This window comes from Streptomyces roseirectus (assembly GCF_014489635.1).
GTDB classification, from domain to species: Bacteria; Actinomycetota; Actinomycetes; order Streptomycetales; family Streptomycetaceae; genus Streptomyces; species Streptomyces roseirectus.
In genome coordinates this window covers 7038553-7055496 of the sequence record NZ_CP060828.1, presented here as the reverse complement: position 1 = coordinate 7055496, position 16944 = coordinate 7038553, and the positions used below count along the sequence as shown (strand labels likewise).

The 16944-nt window shown below is 73.0% G+C and carries 13 protein-coding genes; 4 read left to right on the top strand and 9 right to left on the bottom strand.

Annotation, left to right across the window (positions count from 1 at the left end):
• Positions 1-103: 103 nt before the first annotated feature.
• Positions 104-1078 (bottom strand): acyltransferase domain-containing protein, encoded by a 975-nt coding sequence (locus tag IAG44_RS30275; RefSeq protein WP_246562182.1) that lies wholly within the window; start codon positions 1076-1078, stop codon positions 104-106.
• A 78-nt stretch (positions 1079-1156) separates the two neighbouring features.
• Here IAG44_RS30275 and IAG44_RS30270 point away from each other — a divergent pair, with 78 nt between their 5' ends.
• On the top strand, positions 1157-1426 hold the full coding sequence (locus IAG44_RS30270; protein ID WP_187750249.1) for a DUF6343 family protein: 270 nt from the start codon (positions 1157-1159) through the stop codon (positions 1424-1426).
• A 277-nt stretch (positions 1427-1703) separates the two neighbouring features.
• On the opposite strand, the gene IAG44_RS30265 is transcribed toward IAG44_RS30270, so the two are convergent.
• The 4 genes from IAG44_RS30265 to rpsA form a co-directional block, all read right to left on the bottom strand.
• On the bottom strand, positions 1704-2084 hold the full coding sequence (locus tag IAG44_RS30265; RefSeq protein WP_187750248.1) for a tetratricopeptide repeat protein: 381 nt from the start codon (positions 2082-2084) through the stop codon (positions 1704-1706).
• 57 nt (positions 2085-2141) lie between these two features.
• The gene (gene coaE / locus IAG44_RS30260) at positions 2142-2750 is read right to left on the bottom strand and encodes a dephospho-CoA kinase (RefSeq protein ID WP_187750247.1); all 609 of its coding nucleotides are present in this window, start codon (positions 2748-2750) and stop codon (positions 2142-2144) included.
• Positions 2751-2787: 37 nt separating this feature from the next.
• Positions 2788-3726, bottom strand: coding sequence for a PAC2 family protein (locus IAG44_RS30255; protein WP_187750246.1), 939 nt, complete (start codon positions 3724-3726; stop codon positions 2788-2790).
• A gap of 161 nt (positions 3727-3887) precedes the next feature.
• Positions 3888-5384 carry a 30S ribosomal protein S1 gene (gene rpsA, locus IAG44_RS30250; RefSeq protein ID WP_055718046.1) on the bottom strand — a complete coding sequence of 499 codons (1497 nt, stop codon included), beginning with the start codon at positions 5382-5384 and terminating at the stop codon, positions 3888-3890.
• Between the two features lie 401 nt (positions 5385-5785).
• Between rpsA and IAG44_RS30245 the strand changes: the two genes are divergently transcribed.
• Positions 5786-6604, top strand: a complete 819-nt coding sequence (locus tag IAG44_RS30245) for a class I SAM-dependent methyltransferase (protein WP_246562181.1) — start codon at positions 5786-5788, stop codon at positions 6602-6604.
• 62 nt (positions 6605-6666) lie between these two features.
• Positions 6667-9381 carry an ATP-dependent RNA helicase gene (locus tag IAG44_RS30240; protein WP_187750245.1) on the top strand — a complete coding sequence of 905 codons (2715 nt, stop codon included), beginning with the start codon at positions 6667-6669 and terminating at the stop codon, positions 9379-9381.
• On the opposite strand, the gene pgfA is transcribed toward IAG44_RS30240, so the two are convergent.
• The 3 genes from pgfA to IAG44_RS30225 all read right to left on the bottom strand — a co-directional run bounded on the left by pgfA (position 9371) and on the right by IAG44_RS30225 (position 12423).
• Positions 9371-10357, bottom strand: coding sequence for a cell envelope lipid trafficking protein PgfA (pgfA, locus tag IAG44_RS30235; RefSeq protein ID WP_187750244.1), 987 nt, complete (start codon positions 10355-10357; stop codon positions 9371-9373). The two genes, IAG44_RS30240 and pgfA, sit on opposite strands and share 11 nt — an antisense overlap.
• A gap of 10 nt (positions 10358-10367) precedes the next feature.
• Positions 10368-10502 (bottom strand): SPW_0924 family protein, encoded by a 135-nt coding sequence (locus IAG44_RS30230; RefSeq protein WP_187750243.1) that lies wholly within the window; start codon positions 10500-10502, stop codon positions 10368-10370.
• 127 nt (positions 10503-10629) lie between these two features.
• A complete protein-coding gene (locus IAG44_RS30225) occupies positions 10630-12423 on the bottom strand; it encodes a lytic transglycosylase domain-containing protein (protein ID WP_187750242.1) in 1794 nt (597 codons plus the stop codon).
• Positions 12424-12753: 330 nt separating this feature from the next.
• Here IAG44_RS30225 and IAG44_RS30220 point away from each other — a divergent pair, with 330 nt between their 5' ends.
• A complete protein-coding gene (locus IAG44_RS30220; RefSeq protein ID WP_187750241.1) occupies positions 12754-13617 on the top strand; it encodes a DUF4184 family protein in 864 nt (287 codons plus the stop codon).
• Between the two features lie 427 nt (positions 13618-14044).
• On the opposite strand, the gene polA is transcribed toward IAG44_RS30220, so the two are convergent.
• Positions 14045-16771 (bottom strand): DNA polymerase I, encoded by a 2727-nt coding sequence (gene polA / locus IAG44_RS30215; protein WP_187750240.1) that lies wholly within the window; start codon positions 16769-16771, stop codon positions 14045-14047.
• Positions 16772-16944: the final 173 nt, after the last annotated feature.

Below are 16944 nucleotides of genomic sequence, written 5' to 3'. Positions count from 1 at the left end.
TTCCCCTCCCCCACACCACCACTCGTTCGAGCGAACCCCCGCCCCGCGCTCAACCCCCAGCCCCATGAGCGCGTCCCCTCCGGCCCCCCTCAGCACCACGGCCTCACCGCCCCGACCGCCCCTCACCGACACCCTCGACCTCACCCACACCCTCGCCTGCGCCCTCCCACAGGAACCACCCCTCCCCGCCGTACCAGTGCCCACCCCCCTCAAGGTGCTCCACCACCGCCCGCTCCACCGCGTTCCGCCGGGGCAGCTCCGCCAACTCCACCTGCGTCGACCCGAAGACGAACCGCACGGGCGTCATGTCGTTCGGCTCCTCCAGCGGACGCACGACGAACCGCTCCTGGAAGCGCACGATGTTCGACTCGGCGGGCAGGTACCGCTTCAGCTGCGGATCGAGCAGCCAGGACCCGCACAGCACGGCCCGGTACGGCTCCTCGGGATAGTGCGCCGCGAAGAACTCACGGGCGCGCGCGAGGGAGCGGTCGCAGCGGTCCGGCGTCAACGGCCCCATGAAGTCGGGGACATGCAGCCAGAGCGCGGGATCACCGGCCCGCAGCCCGGCCGGGGCGACCGACTCGCCCAGCCCCTGCGGAATCGTCCCCCGCTGGAACTGCAACCGCCCCAACTGGTAGATCTCCCCGCGCAGATGCAGCGACAGCCAGCGCGCGGTCATGATCCCGCCGGTGCCGTGCCAGCGGCGGTGGACGGCGACGCCGCGCCCGATGTCGACGAGGGTGCGCCGGCTGACGTCGTCGGAGACGCCTCGCGCGCGGTGGTACGCGCGCACGTGGGGCAGCGCGCCGGCGAAGACGTACAGCGGGAACCAGCGGGCGACGGCCCGTGAGGCGCCCGGGTAGCGCGGGAGGTCGATGCCGCCGGTGATCTCGCCCATGTCCCGCACGAGTTCCGCCACGGCCCGCTCAAGTGCCTCGCGGGTCGTACGGTCGTCGAGGACCTGCCGGGCGAGCCGCAGCGGCTCCTCGATGTCCTGGTGCGACACCCCGAGGTCGAGCAGCACCTCCACCAGCGCGTCGGCCTCGCCGAGCACGGCCACGCCGTCGTCGAATCCCACGGACACACCCCCTGCGGTTCAGGACGGACGCACCTCTGGAGAACGTCTCTCCCGAAGAGTACGTTTCAGGAAGGAGTGATGATCCCGATGCGTACGGGCAGTGAGCCGACGACCGCGCGCAGTGCGCTGCGGATGCGACTGTGGCTGAGCTTGTGGGGCCTGGCCTGGGCCGTCTTCGGCACGGTCGCGTTCGCCGTCGCGGGCCGCCCCGGCTGGGCCTCGGCATGCGGCGCGCTCACGCTGCTGATCGCCGTCGACCTCACCCAGATCGTCCGCCACCTCCACCAGGGCCCCCACTACCAGCCGGGCCGCGACATACCGCCCTACCGCCCACCGGAGGGACCCTAGACCCCACAGAGCGCCAGGCCCCCGCCGCGAGGCAACAGCTCCCGCACCGCGACAGGCCCCGGACCGCACCGGCCGACCGCACCGGCCCGCCCGAGCGCACCCGGCCGGCCGCCCCGGCCGCCAGAGACCCCGCGCACGCCCGCCCGACCGCCCCCGGCCGCATGCGGCCCCGCGCACGCCCCGGCCGCCCCTCCACACCCCTCCAAGCCCTGGCCGACCACCCCGGCCCGATCCAGCCGCCCGCAGAGCCGCAGAGCCCCCAACCCCCGCGAAGCGCCTACGTGTCGAACCGCGCCGCCTTCAGATACTCCGGGTTCGGGTCCAGCGCGGCGGCCAGCCGGAAGTGCCGGGTGGCCTGATCCCGGCGCCCCTGCCGCTCGTACGTGCGCGCGAGCGCGAAGTGGGCGAAGGCGTTGTCCGGCTCGCGCTCCAGGACGATCGTGAACTCCAGCTCGGCCGGGCGCAGTTGCGCCGCCGCGAAGAAGGCTCGCGCGCGCAGGAGGCGGGCGGCGGTGTTCTCGGGGTGCGCGGCGATGACCCCGTCGAGCAGCTTCACCGCACCCCGCGGGTCCCGCGCGGCGAGCAACTGCTCGGCGGCGCGGAAGTCGATGACATGCGTCTCCGGAGAGCGTCCGGTCGAACCGCTGGTTTCGGGCACGGATAAAGTCCTTCCCTCACTGAGAGCGTTCAACGCCCCGCCCGGGGCCCGCTCTTCCTACGGCGCCGAGTCCCGCGCCCGCCGCGCCAGTTCCTCCCACACCTCCCGTACGCGCCGCTCCAGCTCCGCCAGCGGTACGTCGTTGTCGATCACGATGTCGGCGATCGCCCGCCGCTTGTCCCGCGTCGCCTGCGCGGCCATCCGCGCGCGGGCGTCGTCCTCGCTCATCCCGCGCAGCCGCACGAGGCGGTCGAGCTGGGTCTCGGGGGCGACGTCGACGACGATCACGAGGTCGTAGAGCGAGCTCAGCCCGTTCTCGGTGAGGAGGGGGACGTCGTGGACGACGACGGCGTCGGCCGGCGCCGCCGCCTCCAGCTCGCGGGAGCGGGCGCCGACCAGGGGGTGCACGATCGAATTGAGGAGCGCGAGCTTGTCGGGGTCGGCGAAGACGATCGCGCCCAGCTTCGGCCGGTCCAGGGCGCCGTCCGCGCCCAGGACCCCGGGCCCGAACGCCTCGACGACCGCCGCGAGTCCGGGCGTCCCCGGCTCGACGACCTCGCGCGCGATACGGTCCGCGTCGACCAGGACGGCGCCGGACTCCACGAGCAGCCGCGACACCTCACTCTTGCCGGCACCGATCCCGCCGGTCAGGCCCACTGTCAGCATGCGGCCAGCTTAGAACCCGGCACTGACAGCGGGCCGCTCAGCCTTCGCCCTCGCGTTCGGCGAGGAACTTCTCGAACTCCCGGCCGATCTCGTCGGCCGAGGGGATGTCGACGGGTTCGGCGAGCATGTTGCCGCGGGTCTCGGCGCCCGCGACGGCGTCGTACTGGTGCTCCAGGCCCTCGACGAGGGCGGTCAGCTCCTCGTCGCCCTCGCGGATCTGGCGGTCGATCTCGGTCTGGGTGCGGTGCGCCTCGGTGCGCAGGGTGTGCGCGAGGGAGGGCAGGACGAGGCCGGTGGCGCCCGTGATGGCCTCCAGGACGGTCAGGGAGGCGTCCGGGTACGCGGAGCGGGCGATGTAGTGCGGGACGTGCGCGGCGACGCCCAGGACGTCGTGGCCGGCCTCCATGAGGCGGTACTCGACGAGCGCTTCGGCGCTGCCGGGGACCTGTGCCTCGTCGAAGGGGCTGCGGTGACCGGGGACGAGGTCGGTGCGGTTGCCGTGCGGGGTGAGGCCGACGGGGCGGGTGTGCGGAACGCCCATCGGGATGCCGTGGAACGTCACCGACAGGCGTACGCCGAGGCGTTCCACGATCTGCTTGACGGCCGCGGCGAACCGTTCCCACTCGACGTCCGGCTCGGGCCCGGACAGCAGCAGGAAGGGCGCCCCGGTGGCGTCCTGGACGAGGCGGACGTCGATCGACGGCTCCTCGTAGTCCTGCCAGCGGTCGCGCTTGAACGTGAGCAGCGGGCGCCGCGCGCGGTAGTCGACCAGGCGGTCGTGGTCGAAGCGGGCCACCACCTGGTTGGGCAGCGTGTCGAGCAGGCCCTCCACGATCTGGTCGCCGGTCTCGCCGGCGTCGATGTATCCGTCGAAGTGGTAGAGCATGACAAGTCCGGCCGACTCCTGGGCCAGCGCCATGTCGACGACCGCCAGCCCCTTCGGCTCCCATGCGTACAAACCCTGCGGATCAAGCACTTGGACCGCTCCTCCTCGTGTTCGTACAGCACAACGACCAAGCGGGCACCGGCATTCCCGTAAGCGGCCGGATACGCGAAAAGACTGAGGGGCCGCACCTGAAAAGGTACGGCCCCTCAGTCATCGACTACCGCTCAGTGAGCGCCGGTCGTGCGGTGAGCTCAGCTCTGGCCGCCGGCCAGCTTCTCGCGCAGGGCGGCAAGCGCCTCGTCCGACGCGAGCGCGCCGGAGGTGTCCGCGCCCTCGGAGGAGTACGAGCCACCACCCGCGGCCGGAGCCGCGCCCGCGGCGTCGCCACCCTCGGCAGCGGCAGCGGCGTCGGCCTCGCGGCTCTTGATGACCTGCTGCTGGTGCTGCTCGAAGCGGGACTGCGCCTCGGCGTACTGGTTCTCCCACACCTCGCGCTGAGCCTCGAAGCCCTCGAGCCAGTCGTTGGTCTCGGGGTCGAAGCCCTCGGGGTAGATGTAGTTGCCCTGGTCGTCGTAGGACGCGGCCATGCCGTACAGGGTCGGGTCGAACTCGACCGACGCCGGGTCGGCACCGAAGGACTCGTTGGCCTGCTTGAGGGACAGCGAGATCCGGCGACGCTCCAGGTCGATGTCGATGACCTTGACGAAGATCTCGTCGTTGACCTGGACGACCTGCTCCGGGATCTCCACGTGGCGCTCGGCCAGCTCGGAGATGTGGACCAGGCCCTCGATGCCCTCGTCCACGCGGACGAACGCACCGAACGGAACCAGCTTCGTGACCTTGCCGGGCACGACCTGGCCGATCTGGTGGGTGCGGGCGAACTGCTGCCACGGGTCTTCCTGGGTCGCCTTCAGCGACAGGGAGACGCGCTCGCGGTCCATGTCGACGTCCAGGACCTCGACCGTGACCTCCTGGCCGACCTCGACGACCTCGGAGGGGTGGTCGATGTGCTTCCAGGACAGCTCGGAGACGTGGACCAGACCGTCGACGCCACCGAGGTCCACGAAGGCACCGAAGTTGACGATCGAGGAGACCACACCGGAGCGGACCTGACCCTTCTGGAGGGTCGTGAGGAACGTCTGGCGGACCTCGGACTGGGTCTGCTCCAGCCAGGCACGGCGGGACAGGACCACGTTGTTGCGGTTCTTGTCCAGCTCGATGATCTTCGCCTCGAGCTCCTTGCCCACGTAGGGCTGGAGGTCGCGGACGCGGCGCATCTCGACCAGGGAGGCCGGGAGGAAGCCACGGAGGCCGATGTCGAGGATGAGACCACCCTTGACGACCTCGATGACGGTACCGGTGACGATGCCGTCCTCTTCCTTGATCTTCTCGATGGTGCCCCAGGCGCGCTCGTACTGGGCACGCTTCTTCGAGAGGATCAGGCGGCCTTCCTTGTCCTCCTTCTGGAGAACGAGGGCTTCGATCTCGTCACCGACGGCGACGACCTCGTTGGGGTCGACGTCGTGCTTGATCGAGAGCTCGCGGCTCGGGATGACACCTTCGGTCTTGTAACCGATGTCGAGGAGAACCTCGTCCCGGTCAACCTTGACGATGACGCCGTCGACGATGTCGCCATCGTTGAAGTACTTGATCGTCTCGTCGATAGCGGCGAGGAAGGCTTCCTCGTTACCGATGTCGTTGACCGCAACCTGCGGGGTGGTGGCGGTGGTCTCGGTGCTGCTCGTCATGTGGGAAAGGGCTCCGGTACGGACATTGAAGTCGTAGGTACTGCTTGCGCCAGGAGCCCGTTTCGCACTGATGAAGACCGGACAGCCAAGGAAGCGCGTCACCGGAGAACAGCGACGACGCCTCGACAACCGAGGGGACATACAACAGATGCGAGCGCAGCCTGCTACGTCTGAGGTGCGCAGGCCCGCAGCGCAACTTGTAGCATACGGGGGCAGCCGGACGGGGTCAATGCGCGAAGGCGCACACCCGGGGCGGATCGCCGCATACCCGGCACAAGAAGCGTCCCTGGAGGCCAACGCAGGCCCGCGAGGCCCCTTCCGTGACGCCGCCGGTGAACCCGCACCTCGAAAACGAGTGACGGAAGAGTACGACGAGGGAGCCGATCATCCAAGAGCCAACGGTGTCCGTCCCGGACCACGACGCCGACCCCGAGCCCGAGGCGACCCGGCGTGACGCCGGGGCCACCGAGAGCGCCCGCGCCAACCGGGGCTGGTGGGACCGCAACGCGGACGAGTACCAGACCGAGCACGGCACGTTCCTCGGCGACGACCGCTTCGTGTGGGGCCCCGAGGGGCTGGACGAGGTGGAGGCCGAACTCCTGGGCCCCGCCGAGGAGCTGAAGGGCCGCGCGGTCCTGGAGATCGGCGCGGGCGCCGCGCAGTGCTCCCGCTGGCTCGCCGCGCAGGGCGCCCACCCGGTCGCCCTCGACATCTCCCACCGCCAGCTCCAGCACTCCCTGCGCATCGGCGGCGGCATCCCCCTGGTGTGCGCCGACGCGGCCGTACTGCCGTTCGCGGACGGCTCGTTCGACCTCGCGTGCTCCGCGTACGGCGCCCTGCCGTTCGTCGCCGAGCCCGCGCGCGTGCTGCGCGAGGTGCACCGGGTGCTGCGGCCGGGCGGACGGTTCGTGTTCTCCGTGACGCACCCGATCCGCTGGGCCTTCCCCGACGAGCCCGGTCCCGAGGGGCTGTCCGTCTCGGGCTCCTACTTCGACCGCACGCCCTACGTCGAGCAGGACGACGAGGGGCACGCGCTCTACGTCGAACACCACCGGACGATGGGCGACCGCGTCCGGGACATCGTGTCCGCCGGATTCCGCCTGGTCGACCTCGCCGAACCGGAGTGGCCGGCCTGGAACTCCTCGGAGTGGGGCGGGTGGTCGCCGCTGCGGGGGAACCTGATCCCGGGGACGGCGATCTTCGTCTGCGAACGGGACTGACGGCCCCTTTTCATGCACGCGCGCGTGGGGCGCGTTCCCCGCGCCGTACGACACTGGTCCGCGTGATCCGTTACGACGCTCTCGACGCCCTTCCGGTCCGTGACGCGCTGCCCGCGCTGGCCGACGCCCTGGAGGGGCACGGGACGGCCGTGCTCGTGGCGCCGCCCGGGACGGGCAAGACGACGCTGGTGCCGCTGGCGCTGGCCGGGCTGGTCGGCGGGGCGCCCGCGCGCAGGGTCGTCGTCGCCGAGCCCCGGCGGATCGCCGCTCGGGCCGCCGCGCGGCGGATGGCGTGGCTGCTGGGCGAGGAGGCCGGGCAGAGCGTCGGGTACACCGTGCGCGGGGAGCGGGTCGTCGGGCGGCACACACGCGTGGAGGTCGTGACGACCGGTGTGCTGCTGCAACGCCTCCAGCGGGACCAGGAGTTGGGCGGGGTCGACGTCGTCGTCCTGGACGAGTGCCACGAGCGGCATCTGGACGCCGACACCGCCGCCGCGTTCCTGTGGGACGTGCGGGAGGCGCTGCGGCCGGAGCTGCGGCTGGTGGCGGCGTCAGCGACGACCGACGCGCAGGGGTGGGCGGGCCTGCTCGGCGGGGCGCCCGTGGTCGAGGCGCGGGGGGCGTCGTACCCGGTCGAGACCGTGTGGGCGCCGCCTGCGCGCGCGGTGCGGCCACCGCACGGGATGCGTGTCGATCCGGCGCTGCTCGCGCACGTGGCGTCGGTGGTGCGGCGGGCGCTCGCCGAGCGGGCGGGGGACGTGCTGTGCTTCCTGCCCGGGGTGGGCGAGATCGCGCGGGTCGCCGGGCAGTTGGGCGGGCTCGGGGACGTCGACGTGCTCCAGGTGCACGGGCGGGCGCCGGCCGCCGTGCAGGACGCGGTGCTCGCTCCCGGGGCGCGGCGCCGGGTGGTGCTGGCGACGGCCGTCGCGGAGTCGTCGCTGACGGTTCCCGGGGTGCGGGTGGTCGTCGACTCGGGGCTGGCGCGCGAGCCGCGCGTCGATCACGCGCGCGGGTTGAGCGCGCTGGCGACGGTGCGGGCCTCGCAGGCGTCGGGGCGGCAGCGGGCCGGGCGTGCGGGGCGTGAGGCGCCGGGGGTGGTCTACCGCTGCTGGGCCGAGGCCGAGGACGGCCGTCTGCCGCGTTTTCCCGCCCCGGAGATCAAGGTGGCCGACCTCGCCGCGTTCGCCCTCCAGGCGGCCTGCTGGGGCGATCCTGACGCCTCCTCGCTGGCCCTGCTCGACCCGCCCCCGGCCGGCGCGATGGCCGCGGCCCGTGACCTCCTGACGGCGATCGGCGCGATCGACCCCACCGGCCGGGCCACCGCGCGGGGCGCCCGCCTGGCCCGGCTGGGCCTGCACCCCCGCCTGGGCCGCGCCCTGCTGGACGGCTCGGCGGAGGTGGGTCCCGAGCGGGCGGCCGAGGTCGTGGCCCTGCTGAGCGAGGAGGCCCCGCGCGAGTACGGCGACGACCTGGCCGCCGCGCTGCGCAGCGCCCGGCGCGGGGGCGACGCGTACAGCGCGCGCTGGCGGGCGGAGGTGCGCCGGCTGCGGGGAGTCGCCGGGGAGACGGGCGGACGGGTGTCCGGCGCCCAGGGTGCGGCGGGGACCGGGGGCGGGCCGGGGACCGAGAGCGGGCCGGGGGCCGAAGGCGGGGCGAGGGCCGGAGGCGGGGCGGGAAGCAAGGGCGTCGCCGGGGAAACGGCCGGACCAGCGTCCGGCGCCCGGGGCGTGGCGGGGGCCAAGGGCGGGCCGGGGGCTGAGGGCAGGTCCGTCCAGGGGCCGTCCCGGCACGCGCGCGAGGGTGGGGACGAGCATGCCGTCGGGCTGGTCGTCGCGCTCGCCTTCCCCGAGCGGGTGGCCAGGCTGGACGGGGGGTCGTATCTCATGGTGTCCGGTACGCGTGCGGAGGTGCGGGAGGGTTCCGCGCTGCGGTTGGCGCCGTGGCTGGCGGTCGCGGTGGCGGACCGGCCGGTGGGCAGGGGGCACGCACGGGTGCAGGGGGCGGTGGTGGTGGACGAGGGGGTCGCCCGGCGGGCCGCCGGGGCGCTGCTGGACGCGCGCGAGGAGGTGCTGTGGGCCGGTGGGGACGTCGTGGCGCGGTGGGTGGAGCGGCTGGGGGCGGTCGAGCTGGGGGTGCGGGTGATCCGGGACGCGGACGCCGGCGCGGTGCGGGAGGCGCTGCTCGACGGGTTGCGGCAGGAAGGGCTCGGGGCGCTGCGGTGGACGGAGCCGGCCGTGGGGCTGCGGCAGCGGCTGGCGTTCGTGCGCGCGCACGTCGGGGAGCCGTGGCCGGACGTCTCCGACGCGGCGCTGTACGCGCGCGTGGACGAGTGGCTGGAGCCGGAGCTGGGGCGGGCGCGGCGGCGGGCCGATCTCGCGCGGATCGACGCGGGGGCGGCGCTCGGGCGGCTGCTGCCGTGGGCGTCCGGGGAGGCGGGGCGGCTGGACGAGCTGGCGCCGGAGCGGATCACCGTCCCGAGCGGTTCCCGGGTCCGGGTCGACTACGGGGATCCCGCGCGGCCGGTGCTGTCGGTGAAGCTCCAGGAGATGTTCGGGCTTCAGGAGTCGCCCCGGCTCGCGGGCGTGCCGGTGGTGGTGCAGCTGCTGTCGCCCGCGGGGCGGCCGGCCGCCGTGACGGCGGATCTTGCGTCGTTCTGGCGCGAGGGCTACCGGGGCGTGCGCGCGGAGCTGCGCGGGCGGTACCCGAAGCACCCGTGGCCCGAGGACCCGGCGACGGCCGAGCCGACGCGGCACACGAACGCGCGCCTCAGGCGGTGACCGGTTCGGGCAGCGGCTCCGCGCGCGGGGCGGCGGGACGGCGTCCGCGTGCCTCCAGGAGCAGTGCGAGGGCGAGCAGGACGACGCCCAGGCCGGCGAAGCCCCAGGGGAGGTAGGAGGTCATCAGCAGGACGAGCGTGCGGTTGCGTTTCACCAGGTCGACGGCGTGCTCGATGTAGTCCTCGCGCATCTTGACCTCCCCGGCGAACGCGGTGACCCTGTCGCGGTCGCCCAGGAGCGTGCCGCCGCGCAGCTCCTCCCTGTGGACCTCCTCGCCGTTGACGGGCGCGCCGGTGAGCGGTTCGACCCAGAACTTGCGGACGGTCGTGTACCAGCGGGTGGTGCCGGTGGCGGCGACCGTCTCGGGGGTGATCCCGGCGACCGGCATGGTCTTCGGCAGGGGGACCCGCGTCCAGGGGACCGTCTGCTCGAAGTAGTAGACGGTGAGGCCCCGGAACGCGCGCGTGCCCTTGTAGTGGATCGGGGCGGAGGTGCGGGTCTGGGCGTCGAAGTACTCGTAGTCCCGTTTCTCCGTCAGGAAGGGCCACTTGAACTCGATGCCCGTGCGGGTGACGGGGTCGCCGTCGACCATCTCGCCGGGCGCGTGCACGGGCTCCTGCGTGTGGGCGTCGAAGATGTAGCGCTCGGGCACCTTGGAGACCATCTTGCCGTCGGGGCCGACGACGTAGGAGAGGCCGTCCCAGACGACGACGTCCCGGCCCGCCTTCTTCTCGATCCGCTCGGACTCCTCGACGTTGCCCTTGAGGGTCTGGACGATCGTCACCTTGGGCACCGTGCGTGCGCGCATGGTGCCGTAGTCGAGGAGGGTGGCGTCGCGCGCCTCCAGGACGGTCTCCTGGTGGGTGTTCGGCGGGATCTTCGCCAGGCGTGGGAAGGCGTACCAGCGCAGCAGGGGGGCGAGGGAGGCGAAGAACACGGCGAGGGCGAGCAGGATCAGGGCGGCTGTGCGGCGCATCGCGTCCTCCTCACGGGTGCGCGGGCACGGTCGTCAGCAGCGGCTTCGGCGACGTCTCGCCGGTGGGGGTGCCGAGGGCGCTGACGGTCAGGGCGAGGGCGAGCGCGACGGCCAGACCGGTCGCGGCGGCGATCAGGGCGCGCATACGGACCTCCCGGACCTGACGGGGCGTCAGGTGTCGGCACCGTAGCAACGGGCGGCCGAGATGAGAACAGCCGTGGCGCCTCTCCCTGAGGAGGGGCGCCACGGCCGTTGTACGGGCCTGTGCGGGCCTAGGAGGCGGAGGGTGACGCCTCGGTCGATCCGGTCGGCGCGGGGCTCTCGGAGGACGATCCGCTGGGCTCCGGCTCCGGGGTGGCGGTCGGGGCCGCCGTGACGGTCAGGGTGACCGTGAGGGCCGCGCCGCCCGTCGTCGTGATCCTCAGGACGAACGTGCCGGCGGTGCCGTCCGCGTACAGCTTCGGCAGCTTCAGGGTGCCGTCCGCGTCCGTGACCAGGCCGGTCAGGGAGCGGACGGGGTTGCCTGCGGCGTCCTTGAAGTACGGGCCCTTGTCGTTGACCGTGGTGCTGCCCGCGCCGGCGACCAGGGTGGCGGTCGCGGCGACCTTGCCGGCGGCGGCGCCCTTGCTGGTGGCCTTCACCTCGACCCGGTCGGCGAACTCGCCGCCCGCGACGACGCTCAGCAGGGCGTCGCCCAGGCGCGCGAGGAGGTCGGCGGAGCGGGCGGTGACCGTCGCCTTGAAGTCGACCGGGTCGACCGCGCGGCCCACGACCAGCGCGCGCACGGTGAACGAGCCGGCCGTCTCGCCCGCCTGGAGCGCGGGCGCCGTCGCGACGCCCTTCGCGTCCGTGGTGACCGTCGCCAGCTTCTCGCCGCCGGTGAAGGAGGCGTCCGTGTCGCCGACGATCAGGAAGCGGACGCGGACCTTGGCGACGGCCTTGCCGGCGGCGGTCTCCGCGCGGGCGGCGAGCTTCTGCGTGAAGGTGTCGCCCGCCTGCGCGGTCAGCGCGCCCGTGCCCGCGTTCTCCAGGCGGCGGACCGTGTCCGTCGGGGTCTGGGCCGGCGGCGTGGCCGGCGGGGTCGAGGGCGGGGTGGGCTTCGGGGGCGTGGCGGGCGGGGACGGCTTGCCCGGGGTCTTCGGGGGCGTCGTCCTCGGCGGGGTGGTCTTCGGGCCACCGCCCGCGCCGGTACCCGTGCCCGTGCCCGTGCCGCCGCGTTCGCCCGGGACGGTGCCGGTGCCGTCCGGGATCCCGTGGACGCCCTTGCGGTAGTACTCCAGCCACGAGGTGACGGTGTTGTAGTACGCCGTCGAGTTGTTGTAGCTGAGGATCGCGCTGCGCAGGCCCGAGGACGTGCTCATGTCCCAGTTGTTGCGGCACAGGTAGTGCGCGGCGGCCAGGGCGGCGTCGTAGACGTTGTTGGGGTCCGCCTTGCCGTCGCCGTTGGCGTCGCGGCCCGCCCACGCCCAGGTCGACGGGATGAACTGCATGGGGCCGACGGCGCGGTCGTAGGTGCTGTCGCCGTCGTAGGCGCCGCCGTCGGTGTCGCTGATGTGGGCGAAGCCGACGCCGTTGAGGGCCGGGCCGAGGATCGGGGTGATCGTCGTGCCGTCCGCCGCGACGTTGCCGCCGCTCGCGTGGCCCGACTCGACCTTGCCGATCGCGGCGAGGAGTTCCCAGGGGAGGTGGCAGCCGGGCTTGTCGCCGGCGAGGGCGAGCGCGGCCTTCTTGTAGGCGTCCAGGACGGTCGCCGGGATGCCCGACTCGGAGACGGTGCCGGTACCGGTGGTACCGGTGCCGGGTATCGGGGTGACGCCGGAACTCGGCACCGGGCTCGGGCTGTTGAGGGGCGGCAGGTCCGTGTAGTACGGCGAGTTGCCGGTGGCGCCGCCGGTCGTCGAACCGGCCTCCGGCGCGGCGGCGGGGGTGTCGGCGGACTGTCTGTCCTGGGCCGCGCCCGCGACGACCTCCGGTGCCTGGGACGCGGCCAGGGCGGCGACCGCGACGGCGGCCACGGTGGTGTTGACCGCGCTCTTGCGCAGCCTCCTGCCGAAATGCGCCGACATGAAGTGAACCCCTCCCGTGGGCGCGAGCGCCCGTCTTCGACTGCCGTGTTCCTCGTGCGACGTCCGTCTGTCGTGACGTTCTCTTGTGTGACGATCGGCTCGCCCCGTGGGTTGCCCCTCGGGGCCGATCTCGTCCCACCGTCACCGCTCGTCCCCCGGCCATCGGGCGTACCGGCGGGTAGGGCGACCCTACGTCAACTCGCTTGGCACCGGCACCCGTCGGGGTGGGTTTTCATCCGACGCTCAGGTGCCGTGGGGCGGGAACCGCGTCCCACCAAGTGAACGTCTTCGTCAGTCCGCCGTCGTCACCTTCCGTCCTGAGGAGCAGCTTTGCCGTTCACCTTGAGTCATGCGGCCGCCGTGCTGCCGGGGGTGCGCGGTGACGGGAGCGGGCGGGGTCGGCTGGTTCCCGCCGTTCTCGTCGCCGGGTCCTTCGCGCCGGACCTCACGTACTACGCGGCGAGCGCGGTCGCCGGGGCGATGGAGTTCGGGGACGTCACGCACTCGTTCGCCGGCGTGTTCACGGTCGACGTGCTGCTCGCGTGGACGCTGGTGGGGGTGTGGCTGCTGGTCCGCGAGCCGCTGATGGCGTTGCTGCCGGGCTCCGTGCGGGGGCGCGTCGCCCTCCTCACGCGGTGCGGGGTGCCCCGCGCGCGCGTGACGGGGCCCTTGGTGCTGCGCTGGTACGTCTCCGCCGTCCTCGGTGCCCTCACCCACGTCGTCTGGGACGCCTTCACCCACCTCGACCGCTGGGGCATGCGCCTGTTCCCCGTCCTCGGCGACGAGATCGCCGGGTCACCGCTGTACTGGTACCTCCAGTACGGGGGCTCCCTGCTCGCCGCCCTCGCCATCGCGGGGTTCCTGGCCCACGCGGTACGGCGGGCACCGGCCACGGCGGCAACCGGGCTGCCCCTCCTGGCCCACCGCGACCGCTGGGCGGCCGGCGCCCTCCTCACCGCGTGCGCGGCCGTCGGCGCGGCACTCCGCGTGACCCGCTGGTGGGCCTACTGGGGCGAGCGGGCGAAGCCCTGGGAGGTCATCCCGACGGTGTGCTTCGGAGCGGGCGCCGGGCTGGTGGTGGGGGTCGCGCTGTACGGGGTCGCCGTGCGGGTGTGGCGGCCGGCGGGCGGGGCGGGTTCGGCACCGCCGGAACAGGCCGTCCTGGCGGAGCGCCGTGGCGGCGGAGGGGAGTGAGCCGGGGAAACAGGGGTGGGGGCGCGGAGTTTGTAGGTGCGGTGCGGGCGTCCCTGCCGATGGGTGCGGCGAGTGCGGCACCGCCGGGAGACTCCGTGGCGGCGGAGAGGGCAGGCCGGGACAGAGGCGGCCGGATGACGGGAGCCGGTGGGCTACGGGTTGAGGCGAGGGGTGCGGGCTGGGAGGGGGACGGCCTCGCGGGCCGCCCTCAAGGCGAGGCCGGTGCCGGCTGAATCACATGGGCGGCCCGCACCGGACGGTCCAGACGGGGGCGGCCCAGACGACAAAGGTCGGCCGGGCGGTCTTGGCGGTGCGGGCCCAAGTTCCGAAAGGGGCTGCGGGCGGCAAGTGCGCATCGCGCGCAGTGGGCCGTACGGCCGGGTCCGGGTGGGTGCCCCCCGTTGTGAGGGGCACCCGGGGTGGTGGATCAGTGAGCCGCTGATTCCCAGTCCTGGCCGAAGCCCACCGAGACGTCCAGGGGGGCGCGGAGGTGGACGGCGTCGGACATCTCGCGGCGGACCAGGGCCTCCACCCGGTCGTGTTCGCCGGGGGCGATTTCGAGGACGATTTCGTCGTGGACCTGGAGGAGGAGGCGGGAGGTCAGGTCCGCTTCCTCCATCGCGGCGGCCACCTTCAGCATGGCGATCTTGACGATGTCCGCGGCGGTGCCCTGGATGGGCGCGTTGAGGGCCATGCGTTCGGCCATCTCGCGGCGCTGGCGGTTGTCGCTGTTGAGGTCGGGGAGGTAGCGGCGGCGGCCGAACAGCGTCTCCGTGTAGCCCGTCGCCCGCGCCTCGTCGACCACGCGGTGGAGATAGTCGCGTACGCCGCCGAAGCGCTCGAAGTACGTGTCCATCAGGGCCCGCGCCTCACCGGCGTCGATGTTGAGCTGCTGGGAGAGGCCGAACGCGGAGAGACCGTACGCGAGGCCGTACGACATGGCCTTGATCTTGCGGCGCATCTCCGCGTCGACGGCGTCCTTGTCGACGGCGAAGACCTGCGCGGCGACCGTGTTGTGCAGGTCCTCGCCGGAGGTGAACGCCTCGATGAGGCCCTGGTCCTCGGAGAGGTGGGCCATGACGCGCAGCTCGATCTGGCTGTAGTCCGCGGTCATCAGGGACTCGAAGCCCTCGCCGACGACGAACCCGCGCCGGATCGCGCGCCCTTCCTCCGTGCGCACCGGGATGTTCTGGAGGTTGGGGTCGACGGAGGAGAGGCGGCCGGTCGCGGCGACGGTCTGGTTGAACGTCGTGTGGATACGGCCGTCCGCCGCGATCGTCTTGATCAGGCCCTCGACGGTGACACGGAGCTTGGCCTGCTCGCGGTGGCGGAGCATGACGACCGGCAGTTCGTTGTCCGTCTGGGTCGCCAGCCACGCGAGCGCGTCCGCGTCGGTCGTGTAGCCCGTCTTCGTCTTCTTCGTCTTCGGCAGGCCCAGCTCGTCGAACAGGACCACCTGGAGCTGCTTGGGCGAGCCGACGTTGAACTCGTGCCCCGCGGCCGCGTGCGCCTCCTTCACCGCCTGCTGGACGGCGCCCGCGAACATCTGCTCCATGGCCTCCAGGTGGGCGCGGTCGGCGGCGATGCCGTACCGCTCCATGCGGGCCAGGATGACCGACGTGGGCAGCTCCATGTCGCGCAGCAGGTCGGCCGCGCCGACCTCCGCCAGGCGCTCGCCGAACGCCGTGCCGAGGTCGAGGATCGCGCGGGCCTGGATCATCAGGGCCTCGGACTCGGCGCCGTCGTCCGCGCCGAACGCGAGCTGGCCGTCCGCCGCGGCGGCGGGCTCCAGTTCGCGGCCCAGGTACTCCAGGGAGAGCGCGTCGAGGTCGAAGGAGCGGCGGCCCGGCTTGACGAGGTACGCGGCGAGGGCGGTGTCCATGGCGACGCCGGCGATGGACCAGCCGTGCTCGGCGAAGACCCGCATCGCGCCCTTGGCGTTGTGGAAGACCTTGGGGCGCTCGGCGTCCGCGAGCCAGGCCGCCCACGCGGTCTCGTCGGCCTCGTCGAGCTGGGAGGGGTCGAACCAGGCGGCGGGGCCTTCGGCCGTGGCGAGGGCGATCTCGGCGACCTGGCCGGTGCCGAGGGCCCAGCTGTCGACCGTCGCGACGCCGAGCGGGGCGGTGGCGTGTTCCGTGAGCCAGGGGGCCAGTTCGCCCGTGCTCAGCGCCGCGCCGTCCAGTTCGACGCCCGCGGAGACGACCGGGGTCGTGCCGGCCTCCTCGCTGCCCGGGTCGACGGCCAGCAGGCGCTCGCGCAGGGAGGGGTTGCGGATCTCCAGGGTGTCCAGGACGAGGGCGACGGCCGTGCGGTCGTAGGGGGCGCGCTCCAGGTCGGGGACCTCCTTGTCCAGCTCGACCGTGCGCACCATCTCCGTCAGACGGCGGTTCAGCTTGACGGCTTCCAGGTGGTCGCGGAGGTTCTGGCCCGCCTTGCCCTTGACCTCCTCGACGCGCTCCACCAGCTCCGCGAACGAGCCGAACTGGTTGATCCACTTCGCGGCGGTCTTCTCACCGACGCCGGGGATGCCGGGGAGGTTGTCCGAGGGGTCGCCGCGCAGCGCCGCGAAGTCGGGGTACTGGGCGGGCGTCAAGCCGTACTTCTCGACAACCTTCTCCGGGGTGAACCGGGTCAGCTCCGAGACGCCCTTCGTGGGGTACAGGACCGTCGTGTGCTCGGTGACCAGCTGGAACGAGTCCCTGTCGCCGGTGACGATCAGGACGTCGAAACCGGCGGCCTCCGCCTGGGTGGCCAGCGTGGCGATGACGTCGTCCGCCTCGAAGCCGTCCACGGCGAAGCGCGGGACGTGCATCGCGTCCAGCAGTTCGCCGATCAGCTCGACCTGGCCCTTGAACTCGTCCGGCGTCTTCGAGCGGTTCGCCTTGTACTCCGTGAACTCCTCGGAGCGCCAGGTCTTGCGGGACACGTCGAACGCGACCGCGAAGTGGGTCGGTGCCTCGTCCCGCAGCGTGTTCGCCAGCATCGACGCGAAGCCGTAGATCGCGTTCGTCGGCTGCCCCACCGCCGTCGTGAAGTTCTCCACCGGCAGCGCGAAGAACGCGCGGTACGCCAGCGAGTGCCCGTCCATGAGCATCAGCCGGGGCCGGGCGCCGTCGGCCGCGTTCTCGTTCTGCTTCGATCCTGTCTCTGCCACACCCCGATCCTGCCACGCGCCACTGACAACGAGCCCCACGCCATTGCCGGGGCGGGGGTTTCGGCCGAGGAGGCTCCCGCCGGACAAGGATGGAGGGGGCACTCGCCGGCGGGAGGAGGGGGGAGGAGGCGGGAGGAGGGGAAGGCAGAGAGCAGCGAGCGCGGGCTGACAAG